The following is a 16,066-nucleotide window of genomic DNA, read 5'->3' as shown; positions in this document are numbered from 1 at the left end:
TTCTGAAGTGGCAGCTGACAGATAAACGAATATATCCGTCTCTGTCCTTTGGAATGTTTCATTAGGACCGAAAGGTGGAAGAAAAAGTAATGAATATTTAGATTAAAAGTTCTATACTTAACGAATCTCAACCAAATCCATTACACAGAAAAGGAGTTAAGTATGTCCAGAGTATCCAAATGGCTCATCGTCAGTTTAGTTTCAATCTTTATACTTAGCATGTCGGAATTCAGAGTCTCAGCGTCTACTTCAATAACTCAAACGGCTCAGAACGCAGAGCGATCCATTTCATCCACAGATCGGGTGCAACATAACATTCGTTTTGCAATCAGAGGCACGGAGGTGACCGTGACTACGCTTCGAACGAGTTTTGATACTGGTGAACTCAAAGAAAATGAGTACCATTTTACCGATCCAGCTATTCTCCCTAGAATACATACCGGTCTGACGACAACTTCCCATCAGTATGATCCTATCGTTAGTGACACACCAGCAGGGTTAAAAGGATACATAACTTATTATGCCACGGATGATAAGCAGCATTATTACGTTTTGTATGAGTATGACTATAGCTCGAACACACTTCGCAAAGTCCATGAGGACGAAAACCGCATCCACTTGGAACCTCAAATCGGAATATATTATACGATCTATGAGAAAAACGTACCTAAATCCAACTACTATTCCATGGTCACAGGAAAAAAAGTATACACTCGCGGAAAGCTTTTGCTGGAAAGGGATTTTACAGATACCAAATATGTGGTATCACCGATTCCACAAACCCGTAATTTTGGGGTATATTGCACAAATACTTTAGATTGTCACTATCTTGAATATGGCGGTATAAAGGGGAAGAAGGCCAAAGTAAGCGACTTGTGGATGAAGCCTGACCAGAAGACAGGGTTGTCTACTAAAGCTTTTCAGGTAAGTGCAGATGTTCATCTAAATGTTTCTCAAGGTAACACGAGGGATCGGAAATCAGACTGGACTGTGGTTGTAACCAAAAATGGCAAAAAAACCACACTGATTAAAGAGCGAGTAGGCTATGTGCATTCATTTATCTCGCCCGAAAGAAAAACATTGGTTCTGGTCACAGAGAACGGTCTGGATAGTAAAATGGAGTCGTCCAAGGTACAAGTCTATGATTTGAAGACCCTTAAACGGATTCGTTCCTATGATTCTCCTTATCGCGCTCGTACCCAAAGTATTCAGTGGATTACTGAGGATGAGTATATTATTGAACAGTACTTTTCCAATCCGGGCTCATACCCGCCATCCTTATATGTTATTTCAGAAAATAAACATCTTAAATTGAATTATAGTACGTACAGTGACTGGAAAAAATATTGGAATTCTTTTCAGTTCTCTAATGTGTTTTTCCCGATGGAACCTGTAGCTATTAAGTCTGATCAGGGTGTATTGGAGTATAAAGGGCAGCCCACCTTCTATATGGAAGGTCAGCATTATGTTCCTTTAGAAGAATTCACTAAAGCATTTCATATTCAATATAATCTTGGGAAGGATCGGCTCGCCTTCACTCGTGGACAGCGTTCTTCCAGTGTGAATCAACCTTCAAAACAATTGTTGACGCTATACAATCAGACCTTTATTCCTTTAGGTCAGTGGAGTAAGGACTTGGGGCTCAAAGTGTCGGAAACAAAAGCAACTGGTTACAACAAACAATTAAGCATGAGCGATGAAGAAAAGGGAACTGATCTAGCCATGGATCCCAAAATTCTTCCTTTTCATGCAAGAGCACGATGGATGGATCGGGTAGGGGACAGTTACCAATTAGATCCGGTAAATACAAGGCCGATGGAATCAGCTGTGCCAGACCGAATTGATGGTGTGGTGCTGAATTTTGATCGAACATTGACCATTTCCTCCTCTAAAGATTCAATTACAGAGTTGCTGTTCACCAATCCAGACTACACTTCGGTGCTCGGGAAAGTATCTTTAACGGACATACCTGAGAGGAAGTGGGGATTTAGCACAGCCAAGATTCCAGAAAACATGTTACAAGATGGTGTGCTTAATATGATTTTTCCCGTGAAAGAAGGAAAATCAACGATGGTGTACTCCTTAAAGCTTCCAGAACCATTTGATAAAAATAAATTCTAAAGATTCAAAATAAACACACATCAAATCAGCCCCAGCTCATAGAGAGGGGCCGAAATGATGTGTGTTTATTTTTGTTTATTTCACTTTTTGTACGGATACCGCCATTTGCTCCAGTTGAGTGTGAGTCAATTGGTTTTTCGGTGAGCTGATGGTTACATAACGATCATCCAGCTTGAACGTGAGCATATCCATTTGGTCTGGTGTATACCATTTGGCTGATACGCCATTAGGCAGTTTTACCATTTTACCATCATAGCTGAACGAGTAATCTTTAGGGGATACCGTTACATTCATAAGATTGAAAACAAAGTTTACACCATCACCGCCTGCACCTACGCTTTTGAACGTATCTCCAGCAACCATATGTTGTGGGGCATAGGCTGTTGTGAACCCGTCAAACTTCGCAAATGCTTTGCGAATGTTATCCAATTGTTGTTTGCTATAGTTCACATCAGCGAATGCAGTGATCCCTTGATCATTGTTGCTGTTAGACTTTTGAACAGAGACAGCGACTTGTTGCAACTGAGCTTGGCTTAGCTTATGATCCGGCGAGCTAAGGGTAACGTAGCGATCATCCAGTTGGAACGTGAGCATGCCCGTTTGATCTGGTGTGTACCATTTGGCAATAACACCATTGGACAGTTTCACGTCTTTGCTCGTATAACCGTCCGAATAATCTCTTGGAGACACGTCCACTTTCATATGGTTGAAAACAAAGCTGACGCCGTCGCCACCCGCACCTACACTTTTGAACGTGTCACCTGCGATCATCTGCTGAGGTGCATAAGCGGTCTCGAACCCATCGAATTGTGCAAAAGCCTTTTGAATCGCCTCTTTTTGTGCTGCGCTATACGTTACATTTGTCAAAGCTGATGGGTTGCTTGTCGCTTGGCCGATAATGACCTGTCCTTTTTTGCCGTCATAGGATACAGGCACATGCAGTGCATCAGCAAGCGCACGTACGGGCAGATAAGTGGAGTTGTTATAGGTAATTGGAGCAAGTTTGTTTCCATTGCCATCCGTTGGTGAGTAAGCCGCGCCATCAACATTAAAGCTGATTCCATGGTTAAGGTATGCAGAGATTTTCTCCAGTTGCGTTCCGGCAAATACACCCGTCGCTCCTGTTAATGTCATGCCCAGTACCATCATCGTTGCTACGGATTTCTTCATGTTTTTTTTCATCATATATCTCTCCTTCAAGTTGGGGTTTAGTTTTGTTTAATGGGCTCGCTGTCCCTTATGACTTTATATTAAACCCCGAACATATCCAGAATAATTCTGAATTATCTCCAACTTGTAAACATGTGTATCTATACGGAGAATGTAGAACAAAAACTGAAGCTGCTTGGTGTGTTTGAACGTATTCTTTGCCGAATTGAAACATTTTAGTTAAAAAGATAGAGGATTAGTCCGCCAAAACCAAGTACAATCGCACCAACATATACATAGGAAAGTTTGCTTAGGTTTTGCTTTGTGCGGCGGTCATATTCGGGGTTGCTGGTCTGATTGGCTTTGGAATTACCGATGATCATGGTAGCAATACCTCCAAACAAGGCGATACCCACAATTAAAACATAAGGCAACCAGGTCATGAATGGACCTCCTTCGCGGATAATATGATATGTCCTTATTGTACTTCAGGATAACCTTTGATGTAAGCTTTAGTTGAGAAATAAAGGAAAATGAAGTATCTATATTACAGTATGTATGTAGTCTTGGATCGGAAAGATCACTACAATTTTATATTTTTTTAATTCAAAAAAACCTTGATACAACAAGCGTTCGCAGCTTTCTTCGCTGAAGGCTGTGAATTTTTTTTGCCCACAGAGTGATCCAGAATAGAGAACCCTGCGTTACACCTTATGAAGACGACGACAAGGAAAGAAATTATAAACAAAACATAATCGAGGAGTGAACACGTAATGAAAATGAAGATGAAGAAGTTTATTGCACCTGTACTTAGCTTGACACTGTTGATGCCGGGGATCGCTGGAGCAGCTTCCGCACCACAGACACCAATGACAATGATGAAAGCATCCGTGAACACACCTGCGGCTGACCTGAGAGCAAACCTGGACCACCTGTTGTCCGAGCACTTTGCACTCGCAGTAACGGCAATGGCAAAAGCCTATGACGGAGCAAAAGATGCAGATGCAGCCTACAAAGCACTCGACCAAAATGCACTGGATATGCAACCGGCGATCGCTTCCCTATATGGTGACGCAGGTGCCAAAGAATTCGAACGCATCTTCCGCGCTCATAACAAATACACAGATGATCTGGTGAAAGCAACCAAAATGGGCAACCAGGCTGGAATCAAACAAGCACAAGCAAACATCAACGGTTTTGTGGATGAGTTCTCCACATTCCTGAGCACAGCTACTGAAGGCAAGTTGCCAAAAGCAGCAGCCAAACAGGCGCTGAAAGTACATGAAGATCTTGTGCAAAAAGTATTTGATGAGTATGTAGCTGGAGATTACGCTGATGCATACAAGGCTTACCGTGAGGGTTTCAAAGAAATGTTCGACGTAAGTAAGGCACTCTCCACAGCAATTACTACACAAATGCCTGAGAAATTCGAAAACACCAAAGCGGATACCAAAGCAGCTGATCTGAGATCTGCACTTAACCACTTGGCTTCCGAGCACTTTGCACTTTCGGCACTGCAAATGCAAGAGGAATTTGATGGACGTACAGCCGCTTCCAACGCACTGATTACAGCTGAAGCTGGAAACACAGCTGACTTCAAAGCAGCGATTGCTTCCGTTTACGGTAACGATGGTGCCAATGCTTTCGAGAAAATTTGGGTAACGAACCACGTTAATGCACAAAGCGACTATGTAAAAGCTGTTAAAAACAACGATGCTGCGGCTCGTGCGGCAGTAGAGAAACGTATTGATGGATTTACAACAGAGTTCGCTACATTCCTGGATTCAGCAACAGCTGGCAATCTGCCAAAAGCAGCAGGACAACAAGCGCTGACAACGCATGAAAATCAAGTACAAAACGTATTGAATCAATATGCAGCAGGTAACTATGATGCTTCTTACACAACAAATCGTGAAGGCTTCAAAGTGATGTTTGGTGTAGGTCAAGCCCTTGGTAATGCCATCGTGACTCAATTCAACGACAAATTCCAAGAGCCAGCAACACCTGCACCAGCGCCAGATATGACAACGGTGTGGATGCAACTGAACAGCAAAATGCTGAAAATTAACAACAAAACAACCAACATGGATACTACACCAGTGCTTTGGAAAAACACAACATACATTCCACTGCGTTTCTTGAGTGAAGGTATTGGCGCAACCGTGAAATGGGACAAAAAAGCACAACAAGTAACGGTAATGGCTGGCGATGATACCCTAGAATTCTGGGTGAACAACAACGTTATGGAAGTGAACGGTGTGAAGAAAAACGTGGGTGCAACGGTATTTGTAAATAAAGATGGACGTACACAAGTCCCTCTGCGCTTCATTGCTGAACTTCTGAACTGGGACGTGAAATGGGCACAAAAAGATGGTTCCATTACACTGACTAAATCGATGTAATCCAACGTTTTATATACGATTCAAACAAAAGAGCTGCCCCATACGGCAGCTTTTTTGTATTCACCCAAAAGTTCAAATATTTGGTATAATCATCGAGTAATGACCTACATAACAGCTTGAATAGCCGATGGAGTCTAGAATGATGTATGATAATTTGGTATAAGCAAAATGAAGAGGGGGACAGAGGAATGAGTACATCATCAAAATCGGAGCGTCCAGCGAGAAATGTGGATACCCGGTTATTTGTTGCTTGGGCCGTTTCCGTTATTGCAACAGGGGGGAGTCTCTATTTCAGTGAGATCAAGGGCTTTCTTCCATGTGATCTGTGCTGGTACCAGCGTATATTCATGTATCCACTAACGATTTTGCTGGGCATTGCCTACTTTAAGGATGACGTGGGCATCACCAAATACGTACTCCCACTGAGTTTCGTCGGTGGCGGCATTTCGTTATATCATGTAACGATCCAGCGTATTTTTTCGGCTACAGGTAATGCCGTCGCGTGCGGTAAGGTTCCATGTTATACCGACTATTTGAACTGGTTTGGTTTCATCACGATTCCATTACTGGCACTGATCGCCTTTATCATCATCATCGTGATGCTGTGGGGTATCGGCAAAACACCAAAATCTTCTTAATAAGAAAGGATAGATGGTGATGAGCGGACAAGCTCGTTGGTTCATGCCCTTCATTATTCTGCTCCTCCTGACGGTGGGATGCTCTTATGAAGAACAGTCACAATCGGGCGAGATGCCAGAGATGATTAAAGTGAAACTTGACGTTCCAGAGAAGGCTTCTCTTCATAAACCAACACGGTTGCAGGTGAAGCTTGCACAGGGAGATGCACCGTTAAGTCAGGCTGACCATGTGCAATTCCAGATATGGAATGAGCTTGATGATCCGCCTTCTGTATCTCCGGAACAAGGTATGATGACAGCCGATGAACTGGAGAATCAGGGGGCTATTACTGCTACTGAGGCAGAGGAAGGGCTGTATGAAATCCAGCATACCTTTGAAGAACCAGGTACGTATGTGGTACAGGTCCATGTTACGCACGGAGCGATGCATAGCATGCCGAGAGCGAGAATTGTAGCGGAATGAAGCAGCAGGCGGGTTCCAAGGGTTTGGTTCAGGGTTAGCAATAGGTTTATAATGTTAAAGGTATGAAGAATGTTGTAGGAAAAGAGGGTGTTATGGCAACTATTCATGATGTTGCACTCAGGGCAGGAGTTTCTGTAACTACCGTCTCGCGTGTATTAAACAACCGGGGATATATCAGTCAGAAGACTCGGGACAAAGTGTATCAAACCATGAACGAACTGAACTATCGACCCAACGAAATTGCCCGGTCTCTTCTGCGTAAGCAATCCAATGTGATAGGCTTAATTATTCCTGATGTATCCCATCCGTTTTTTGGAGAACTGGCTAGCTATGTTGAGTATCATGCTTACCAGAATGGGTTTAAAATTATGTTATGCAATTCCCACATGGACCCTTCCAAAGAGCGTGAATATGTGGAAATGCTTAAGGGTAATCGCGTGGATGGCATTATTATGGGAAGTCATACACTGGAAGTTGATGAGTATATGAATCTGCATTCCCCAATCGTGACCTTTGATCGTAAGATCGGTGAAGACATCCCGTTTATCTCATCTGATAACTATCAGGGAGGGGTTATGGCTGCTGAATTGCTGCTGGCGAAGAACAGACGACATTTGGCACATATCTGTGGTAATTTGGAATTGCAAATGCTGTCCAATCGCCGGACGATAGGTTTCGTTGATACATTGCAGGCTCATGGAGTCAAACCGGTCATGATTCATGAAACCGATCTGAATGTGTTTGATCAGCATCAGTATACGGAATTGGTGGATAAGCTGCTTGCACAACACCCCGAGGTGGACGGGCTCTTTGTAACGAGTGATCTGATGGCGGTGCATGCGCTGAAGCAGATCGTGTTAGGTGGGCGCAAGGTACCCGACGATATCGCAATTATAGGTTATGATGACAGTCGTGCGGCAGCGTATACGGTGCCTGGCATTACAACCATCAGGCAGCCGGTGGAGGCCATGGCTAAGCTGGCGATTGATCTGATTCGGCGCCAACTCGCGGAAGAGAAGATCGAAATGGAGCATATTTTGCCGGTTACCATCGTGGAGAGAGAGACGACCTGATACAGGTCGTTTTTTCCTATTCGTCCTTTTGCTACGAAGAAATGAAGTCGAGAAAAAATTTTTTTGAATGATATGTCAAACGATTGACATGTTAAACCTTTGACATTATAATTCTTTATGTAAGCGTTTCCTTTTAAACTATTGATCGGGGGCCATAACAAGATGAAAAGAGAACGGAAATGGATGAAATTATCGGTATTGTCATTGATTATAATGCTTGTATTGTCAGCATGTGGAGGTAAAGCAGCGACGGAGTCCGACTCCTCTTCTGAGGGCAGCAGCAGTGAGAGTGTCAAAATTACCATGCTCAATTCCAAATCGGAAATTAACAGTCAGCTGGAGCAAGCGGCTAAAGACTTCCATGCCGAAAATCCAAATATCACACTCGAAATTGTACCTGTAGGCAGTGGACAGTCTCCGTTTGAAAAAGCGTCTGCCTTGTATGCCTCCGGCAGCCCTACAACGATGATGATGCTGGATACAGGAGATGTCGAGAAATTCAAGGATCGTGTTCTGGATCTCACATCCGAGTCTTGGATGAAGGATGCTGTGGAGAACAGCACAGCGGCTACAACGTTTGATGGCAAAAACTATGCCTTCCCGTTCTCTATTGAAGGATATGGATTCATCTATAACCAGAATGTTTTGGATCAGGCAGTAGGTGGGACATTCGATCCGAATTCTGTACAGACCACTGTACAGCTCGATGAGCTCTTCCAAAAGATCGCAGCTACTGGAAAATCACCTTTGATTGTATCTCCGATGGATTGGTCGCTTGGTGCGCACTATCTGGGGCTTGCATATGGTGGCCAGTCGGCGGACCGTGCGAAGGTGGATCAATTCATTACGGACCTGAAGGCAGGTCAAGTGGACCTTGCATCCAATGCCGTGTTTAATGGCTTGTTAGATACATTTGACCTGATGAAAACCTACAATATCGACAAGGCTTCTCCACTGTCCGGAACCTATGAGCGTGGACCTGAGGTCCTTGGCAAGGGTGAGGTAGGCATCTGGTTCCAGGGCAACTGGGCATGGCCACAAATTTCAAGCTTTGATACAGCAGATGGAAAATATGGCTTCCTCCCGGTACCTGTGAGCAATAATCCAGATGATTTCGGTAATACGCAAATCTCTGCTGCCGTATCCAAACGAATATTGCTGGATAAGGAAAAGAGCACACCAGCGCAGCAGGAAGCAGCGAAGAAATTTTTGGACTGGATCGTTTATAACGAAAAAGGTCAGGATTTCCTGGTGAATCAAGCCAGTATTATTCCGGCATTCAGCAACATTACACTGGAGCCAACCAATCCGCTTGGCAAATCCATTAGTGAATACATCAAGGCAGGAAAAATCGAGGAATCAATGAGCACACTTCCTGCGGATCACTGGTCCAAACTGGGTGCATCCATGCAGAAATATTTGGCTGACGTCATTGACCGTGCCGGACTTGCCAGTGAAATTCAGGCATACTGGAGCAACGTGAAATAAAGCAATTAATCTTAGCCCTGTGCAGCACTTAGAGAGAGACTTGCGGTACGCCGGAGATGATGAACGTACAGCTTCCACATGTGGTCTGTTCGACTTGTTTCCGGCATAACCGTTAAGGCTAATCATTTGGATAGAGTGGAGGTTGACAATGCTGACCGAAAAAGGATTATGGACACGTCTGCTCACCCGTCTGATCTTTACGGGCCCGACATTATTTGCGTTTGCTACAGTGATGATTATTCCATTTTTGTATGGTATTTATTTGACGTTTACGAACTGGGATGGCATTGCCATCGATCAAAACTTTGTTGGCTGGGATAATTACATCGGTGTGTTCAAGGACACCGTGTTCTGGAAATCATTCGGGATGACGCTGGAGTACGTATTTATTACCGTTGTGCTGACCAATGCGGTTGCTTTCCTGCTTGCTTATGCTGTAACCCGGGGAATGAAGGCACAGGGCTGGTTTCGGGCCGGATTTTTCCTACCGAATCTGGTGGGCGGAATCGTGCTTGGTTTCATCTGGCAGTTTATCTTTAATCAGGTACTCGTCTTTGCAGGACAAAAAATGAATCTCACGCTGTTTTCCACCTCCTGGCTGGCTGACCCTGATAAAGCGTTCTGGGCACTCATTGTGGTGACCGTTTGGCAGTATGCCGGCTATATGATGGTTATCTACATTGCAGGACTGATGAATGTGCCGAAGGATGTTATGGAAGCAGCCAGCATTGATGGGGCAAGTAATCGCAAAATGCTGGCGCGCATTGTATTGCCACTGATGGTTCCTTCGTTTATTGTATGCATCTTTTTGTCACTGCAACGGGGATTCATGGTGTATGATCTGAACGTCTCTTTGACCAGTGGCGGGCCCTTCAAGAGCACAGAGATGGTATCCATGCATGTTTATGAGCAGGCCTTTCTTGCTCGTGACTACGGATTGGGTCAGGCAGAAGCCTTTGTTCTGTTTATCCTTGTAGCCGCCATTACATTGCTCCAGGTCTATTTCAGCAAAAAACTGGAGGTCGAGGCATGATGGCTGGACAATCGCGCATTCTCAACTGGATGAAGTTTATTGCATTAATCATTGTGATGATTTTGTTTGTATTTCCGTTTGTGCTTCTAATCGTCAATTCGTTCAAGGCTAACCAGGCAATTACCTCCGATCCGCTGGGCTTGCCAAGCTCCTTTCAATTCGATAATTACGTCAATGCGTTTGACAAAATGGGATATGTATCGGCCTTCAGCAATTCGTTGCTCATTACCATTGCAGGTGTATTACTGATTGCTCTTTTTGCGGCGATGACAGCACATTACTTTGTTCGTCACAAAAGCAAGCTGAATCAGTATCTCTTTTTCCTGATGGTAGCTGCAATGATTATTCCGTTCCAGGCCATTATGATTCCACTGGTTAAAATATACGGCTCGCTTAGCCTGCTGGATAACAAGTGGTCGCTGATCTACATGTATATTGGCTTTGGCAGTCCACTCGCCGTATTTATCTACCATGGCTTTATCAAAAGTATTCCTCTGGAGCTTGAAGAAGCGGCTCTCATGGATGGCTGCGGCAGAGTGCAAACCTTTTTCCGTATCGTACTGCCGGTGTTACTACCAACAACCGTAACGATTAGCGTGCTGAATGTATTGTGGATATGGAATGATTTTTTACTGCCTTCCTTGGTGCTGACTTCATCCGAGCAGCGTACGCTGCCGCTGTCCACGTTTTATTTTTATGGGACATATACCGTGGATTACGGTCCATTGATGGCTGGTCTGGTGTTGACCCTGCTGCCTGTCCTGATCGTTTATCTGTTTGCGCAGAAGTACATTATTCAGGGGGTCATGCAAGGGGCAATCAAATAAGTTCAGTTGGGTGATATAGAGAGAGACAGGAGTGAAGGACATATGAACCAGGAACGATACGAGAAGCAGGATATAGACACAAGGCAAGAGACAGATCTTGGACTGACGAGTTCTTCGACTCAAACAAAGGAGAGTTATACACTCGCCCGGGCCAACGCATATATCAAGGCGCATCGACATCAGGTTGATCCAACCTATCGAATGGCCTATCATTTGATGCCAGAGGTGGGCTGGATGAATGATCCCAACGGCTTCATATACTTCGGTGGGATGTATCATATGTTCTATCAGCATTATCCCTACGAACCGGTATGGGGGCCGATGCACTGGGGCCATGCGGTGAGCCGTGATTTGGTTACGTGGTCTTATCTGCCTGTTGCACTGGCGCCCGATCAGAGCTACGACAGTGGAGGCTGTTTCTCCGGAAGTGCAATCGTGCAGGATGGCAAATTGGTGCTGATGTACACGGGACATATCGTGACTGGACCCGACAAGGATAACGATTACTTGCAGACACAGAATATCGCTGTCTCGGACAATGGGATTGATTTTGTCAAAAGCGCGATGAATCCGGTCATTCGGCTGGATCAGATCCCAGAGCATACCAGTCCGAAGGACTTCCGTGATCCAAAAGTGTTTGAACGAAACGGTGTGTACTATTGCGTCCTTGGATCGAATGATGCTGCGGGCAAAGGTGTCATTCTGTTATACCGCTCAACAGACTTGCTGGATTGGAGTTATGTAAACATTATGGCCCAGAGTGACGGGACGCTTGGCGACAATTGGGAATGTCCAGATCTGTTCACACTGGATGGCCGAGATGTGCTGATCATGTCTCCGCAGCGCATGCCTGCACAGGGAGACAACTATCGCAACTTGCATTCGACCGTTTATATGATGGGAACGCTGGATGAAGATCAGGGTGTGCTGAAGTACGAGCAGTACGTTCCGCTGGACTGTGGCTTCGACTTTTACGCACCTCAGACGATGGAGGATGCACAGGGACGACGAATCATGGTGGCCTGGATGGATACGTGGGAAACGGAAATCCCGACACAACAGTCCCATGCGTGGGCTGGAGCGATGACGTTGCCGAGACAACTAATTCGTAGGGGAGAACGCTTGATATTCCAGCCGCTTCCCGAACTTATACAGTACAGATCGGAAGGCAACGAGCAGTATGGTATACATTTAAGTGGTGACGGACATGATCTTGATCTTGGAATCAGTGGAGACCGTTACGAACTGTATGCTGTATTCGAAGCGGAACAGGCACGACACTTCGGGTTGAAGCTGCGCACGGGTGAGGATGAAGAAACCGTGATTTCCTATGATGTAGAGCAGCGTCGTTTATGCTTGAATCGCGAGCAGGCCGGACAAGGACCGGGCGGAGAACGAGCTGCGACAGTGGAACTGCTTGACGGGAAACTGGAACTTCATATTTTTATGGATGTCAGCTCCGTTGAGGTGTTCATTCAGCAGGGAGAGCAGGTCATGACAGGGCGGATATATCCGGGGCCGAACTCAACAGGTATTAAAGCATTCTCGTCTGGAACGTGTACGTTGACCGAACTTCGCAAATGGGATATACGAATTCCACGATAAAATTCTATCTAAAATTCAGCCTTGACCTTGAAGTATACTTCAAGGTTTATTCTTTTTTTATCAAGAAATATTGGAGGCTGAATAATGAGAATTTTAGAATGGATTTTGGTATTGGTAACCGTAGCTGCTACGGTACTCATACTGGTGTTTCCGAAGCGCCGAGCAATGACAATGGGGACACTCACAGCTCTGATTCTGGCAGTGCTTCTGCATGGCTTGATCAATTCATTTCGCGTGCAGATGATACCAACCTATATCGTCACACTTGTATTATTCATTACGTTAATCATTCAACTCATGAAATCATACCGCGGTGGCCGTTATGTTCAGAGTGCGCGGAGACCCAACCGTCCTTCAAGAATAAAGATGACGCTGGTATCGATTCTGGTTCTGGCTTTCAGTGCAGGTTCAATCATACTGACCTGGCTGTTACCTGCTTTTACGATGCCTGAACCAACCGGCACATATGCCATTGGCACGTTCTCACAACACCTGGTGGATGAATCTCGTGAAGAGACTAAAACACCTGAGGCCGGAGACAAACGTGAACTTATGATTAATGTATGGTATCCGGTGGATCAGAAAACCGCCCAAGGGCTGCCGCTGGAGCACTACCCTAGTGAACTGGGAGAAGCGATTAGTCTGGTGTTTGGCATTCCGTCTCAGGTGTTCAGTTATCTGGATACCATTCCAACACATGTGGTGCAAGGAGCTGAGATGTCAGCCGTCCAAAGCAAGTATCCGGTTTTGCTATTCTCGCCGGGTATCCGTTCAGCCCGTTTTCAGAGCATGACGATGATTGAGGAACTGGTTAGCCACGGTTACATTGTCGTGGGGATAGATCACCCTTATACGTCAGCACAAGTGACATTTCCCGATGAACGTGCAGTTTCCTATCAGGCTGACCCTGAATTTGCAACGTCAGCGGAATTATATCAATATAATGTAGAAGGCATAGGCATACGTGCAGATGATGCAAGCTTTGTTCTCGATATGCTTACCCAGTGGAATTCACATGATCCGAATCAACTGCTCCAAGGAAAACTTGATCTGGATCACGTTGGCATCATGGGACATTCGTATGGTGGGGCAACAACAGCGGAAGCACTGGCGCAGGATGAAAGATTCCAGGCAGGACTTAGCCTGGAGGGAGGATTCTGGGGAAAAGTATCCACGACAGCCCTGAAACAGCCGTTTATGTATATCATGTCGGGTGGAACCACCAAAAGTCTGGAACCGGATGCCACCGAAACGGAAAAAGTAGCCTATCCAGAGTTTAAGCCTGATCTGGATCGAGTGATGACAAGTAGTCTGAATGATACCTATTATCTGACGGTGGATAATTTCTTCCATCAAAGCTTTACGGATATATCGTTGATTTCACCGAAACTATTCGCCAGAGGCATGACGCCAGAACATAATGTGGATATAACCAGATCCTATGCGCTGGCATTCTTTGACCGTTATCTGAAAGGGGAAGAGCAGTCATTGCTGCAAGGAGCTTCAGCACAATTTCCCGAGGTCACCTATGATGCCACGTATACCAAGATACGCAACAAACAAACGCAATAAGTCCGCAGAAAGGTGGAGGCGTAGGCATGGAAACCATGACAAGAGGAATGTTGGCAAAGCGTACCGGTGTAAGTATGGCAACCCTCCGTTATTACGAAGATAGTGGAATTCTGCCTGCTCCCCGTCGTTCCTCCAACGGATATCGGGTGTATACCGAGGATTATCTGGTCAAAATGAAGTTCATTAAGGATGCCCAGTTGCTGGGTTACTCCTTAAAGGAGATACAAGAGACCCTGCAACTACTCAGCCAGGAAGACATGGAAAAGGATACGTTAAAAACCCTTGTACGCGAACGCATCGCTGACATTCAGAAACATATTGACCATCTGGAACAGATGCAGATTCATCTGGCACGACTGCTGCATACACCGGAGGACGATATAGACAATTATATTCAATCGTTCAGGGTGCAGAAGAAAGAGCCGTAATCGCGGCTCTTTTCCTGTTTAGGAGAAAACAGGCGTGGACTACTGAGCAGGGAATCGGAGATTTAAAACGAATACATAGTGTAGTTTGCTAATACATAATGGTGTTTAACGTGATTTCAATAATTTCAATAATGAAACTCACACTACAAAAGGAGTAACATTTTCTATGAGGGATTTACAAGGTTTTGTATCCGATTACATCAAAGGAAAGAAACATCTGCATCTTGAGATTGGCGTTATTACAAAGGGAGATATCGAATATCATTCATTAGGCAATCCCCAAAAGAAGAGCGTGGCTGCTCCTGAACATAGGTTGTTCGAAATCGGCTCTGTAACCAAACTTTTTACATCTATCCTTCTATTAAAATTGGAACGTCAACAGCAGCTTTCCACGGATGACACGGTTGGCAAGTACATACACAATGGCAAAAACGATTATTTGAATAAGCTTACCTTAAAAAGTCTTGCTACGCATACCTCTGGATTACCTAGACTTGCCACAAATCTGAACCCCACGAAAAACCGATTGAATCCGTATTCAGATTATACCGAGGATGATTTACTTGCTTTTTTATCGGATGCTGACTATACGGATCAGATGGGTTCATTTGAGTACTCCAATACCGGTGTGGGCTTACTAGGTTATATCCTATGTAAAGTATCAGGCAGTACATATGACGATCTGCTGAAAAAATATATCACAGGTCCATTAAACATGACGGAGACAGCAGCTATGCTGAATGCAGAACAGAATGGCAGATTTGTAGATGGACATACGTCAACGGGGAAAAAGATGCCTCACTGGGATACGGGTGTACATGAAGGCGCAGGGGCGATCAAGTCATCTCTTCACGATATGAGTTTATTTGTACAGGCCAATCTGAATGAAGATCATCCGCTAGCCTCTGCAATACAACAAAGTCATATGTCTGTGATGATTGGAGATTCAACCCATCATTACGCCTGGTTTAGTGATAACATCTCGGATCAGAATATACTCTGGCATAACGGTGGCACATTTGGTTTCTCCAGTTATTTGGCTATAAATAAGGAACAGAGTATAGGTGTTGTATTATTGTCCAATTATTGTTTTGGATCAGCCTCTATTGTGGATGAGTATCTGGATGCGATATTCAAGTTTATAACTAAAAAAGACCTTTATCCACTCATGCCGCTGGATCCCGTGGGTAATAAAATACTGGAAGCCATGATGCAGAGATAAACGCAGAAGTGTCATTAGAGTAATGGGAAATGAGGAACAAAATTT

14 protein-coding genes are annotated in these 16,066 nt (G+C 44.7%); 12 read left to right on the top strand and 2 right to left on the bottom strand.

The window, feature by feature from the left end:
* Positions 1-162: 162 nt before the first annotated feature.
* Entirely contained in the window at positions 163-2,121 is a 1,959-nt protein-coding gene (locus BS614_RS29680; RefSeq protein WP_074096514.1) for a hypothetical protein, read from the top strand.
* Between the two features lie 75 nt (positions 2,122-2,196).
* Here the strand turns inward: BS614_RS29680 and BS614_RS29675 are convergent, their stop codons facing one another.
* Positions 2,197-3,306: a stalk domain-containing protein gene (locus BS614_RS29675; RefSeq protein WP_244898232.1), complete on the bottom strand. Its 1,110-nt coding sequence runs from the start codon at positions 3,304-3,306 to the stop codon at positions 2,197-2,199.
* 200 nt (positions 3,307-3,506) lie between these two features.
* The gene (locus tag BS614_RS29670; RefSeq protein ID WP_017692174.1) at positions 3,507-3,713 is read right to left on the bottom strand and encodes a hypothetical protein; all 207 of its coding nucleotides are present in this window, start codon (positions 3,711-3,713) and stop codon (positions 3,507-3,509) included.
* A 336-nt stretch (positions 3,714-4,049) separates the two neighbouring features.
* On the opposite strand from BS614_RS29670, the gene BS614_RS29665 reads away from it, so the two are divergent.
* From BS614_RS29665 to BS614_RS29615, 11 genes are all read left to right on the top strand, one after another.
* The gene (locus BS614_RS29665) at positions 4,050-5,672 is read left to right on the top strand and encodes a copper amine oxidase N-terminal domain-containing protein (RefSeq protein ID WP_074097051.1); all 1,623 of its coding nucleotides are present in this window, start codon (positions 4,050-4,052) and stop codon (positions 5,670-5,672) included.
* 188 nt (positions 5,673-5,860) lie between these two features.
* On the top strand, positions 5,861-6,310 hold the full coding sequence (locus BS614_RS29660) for a disulfide oxidoreductase (protein WP_047841622.1): 450 nt from the start codon (positions 5,861-5,863) through the stop codon (positions 6,308-6,310).
* A gap of 19 nt (positions 6,311-6,329) precedes the next feature.
* The gene (locus tag BS614_RS29655; RefSeq protein WP_074096512.1) at positions 6,330-6,773 is read left to right on the top strand and encodes a FixH family protein; all 444 of its coding nucleotides are present in this window, start codon (positions 6,330-6,332) and stop codon (positions 6,771-6,773) included.
* 92 nt (positions 6,774-6,865) lie between these two features.
* Positions 6,866-7,846 carry a LacI family DNA-binding transcriptional regulator gene (locus BS614_RS29650; protein ID WP_074096511.1) on the top strand — a complete coding sequence of 327 codons (981 nt, stop codon included), beginning with the start codon at positions 6,866-6,868 and terminating at the stop codon, positions 7,844-7,846.
* A 162-nt stretch (positions 7,847-8,008) separates the two neighbouring features.
* Positions 8,009-9,334, top strand: coding sequence for an ABC transporter substrate-binding protein (locus BS614_RS29645; protein WP_074096510.1), 1,326 nt, complete (start codon positions 8,009-8,011; stop codon positions 9,332-9,334).
* A gap of 148 nt (positions 9,335-9,482) precedes the next feature.
* Complete coding sequence (locus tag BS614_RS29640; protein ID WP_074096509.1) at positions 9,483-10,367, top strand: carbohydrate ABC transporter permease; 885 nt, start codon at positions 9,483-9,485, stop codon at positions 10,365-10,367.
* Positions 10,367-11,194, top strand: coding sequence for a carbohydrate ABC transporter permease (locus BS614_RS29635; RefSeq protein WP_026081462.1), 828 nt, complete (start codon positions 10,367-10,369; stop codon positions 11,192-11,194). Before BS614_RS29640 ends, BS614_RS29635 begins: the two co-directional genes overlap by 1 nt.
* Before the next feature lie 42 nt (positions 11,195-11,236).
* Positions 11,237-12,799 (top strand): glycoside hydrolase family 32 protein, encoded by a 1,563-nt coding sequence (locus BS614_RS29630; RefSeq protein ID WP_084174834.1) that lies wholly within the window; start codon positions 11,237-11,239, stop codon positions 12,797-12,799.
* An 84-nt stretch (positions 12,800-12,883) separates the two neighbouring features.
* Positions 12,884-14,371, top strand: coding sequence for an alpha/beta hydrolase family protein (locus BS614_RS29625; RefSeq protein ID WP_074096508.1), 1,488 nt, complete (start codon positions 12,884-12,886; stop codon positions 14,369-14,371).
* A 26-nt stretch (positions 14,372-14,397) separates the two neighbouring features.
* Positions 14,398-14,799 carry a MerR family transcriptional regulator gene (locus BS614_RS29620; protein WP_074096507.1) on the top strand — a complete coding sequence of 134 codons (402 nt, stop codon included), beginning with the start codon at positions 14,398-14,400 and terminating at the stop codon, positions 14,797-14,799.
* A 166-nt stretch (positions 14,800-14,965) separates the two neighbouring features.
* Positions 14,966-16,021 carry a serine hydrolase domain-containing protein gene (locus tag BS614_RS29615; protein ID WP_074096506.1) on the top strand — a complete coding sequence of 352 codons (1,056 nt, stop codon included), beginning with the start codon at positions 14,966-14,968 and terminating at the stop codon, positions 16,019-16,021.
* The last annotated feature ends 45 nt before the right edge of the window (positions 16,022-16,066 follow it).

The sequence above is a fragment of the Paenibacillus xylanexedens genome, from assembly GCF_001908275.1.
Classification (GTDB): Bacteria; Bacillota; Bacilli; order Paenibacillales; family Paenibacillaceae; genus Paenibacillus; species Paenibacillus xylanexedens_A.
The sequence above is the reverse complement of the archived record's forward strand: the minus strand, read 5'-3'. Positions and strand labels throughout refer to the sequence as shown.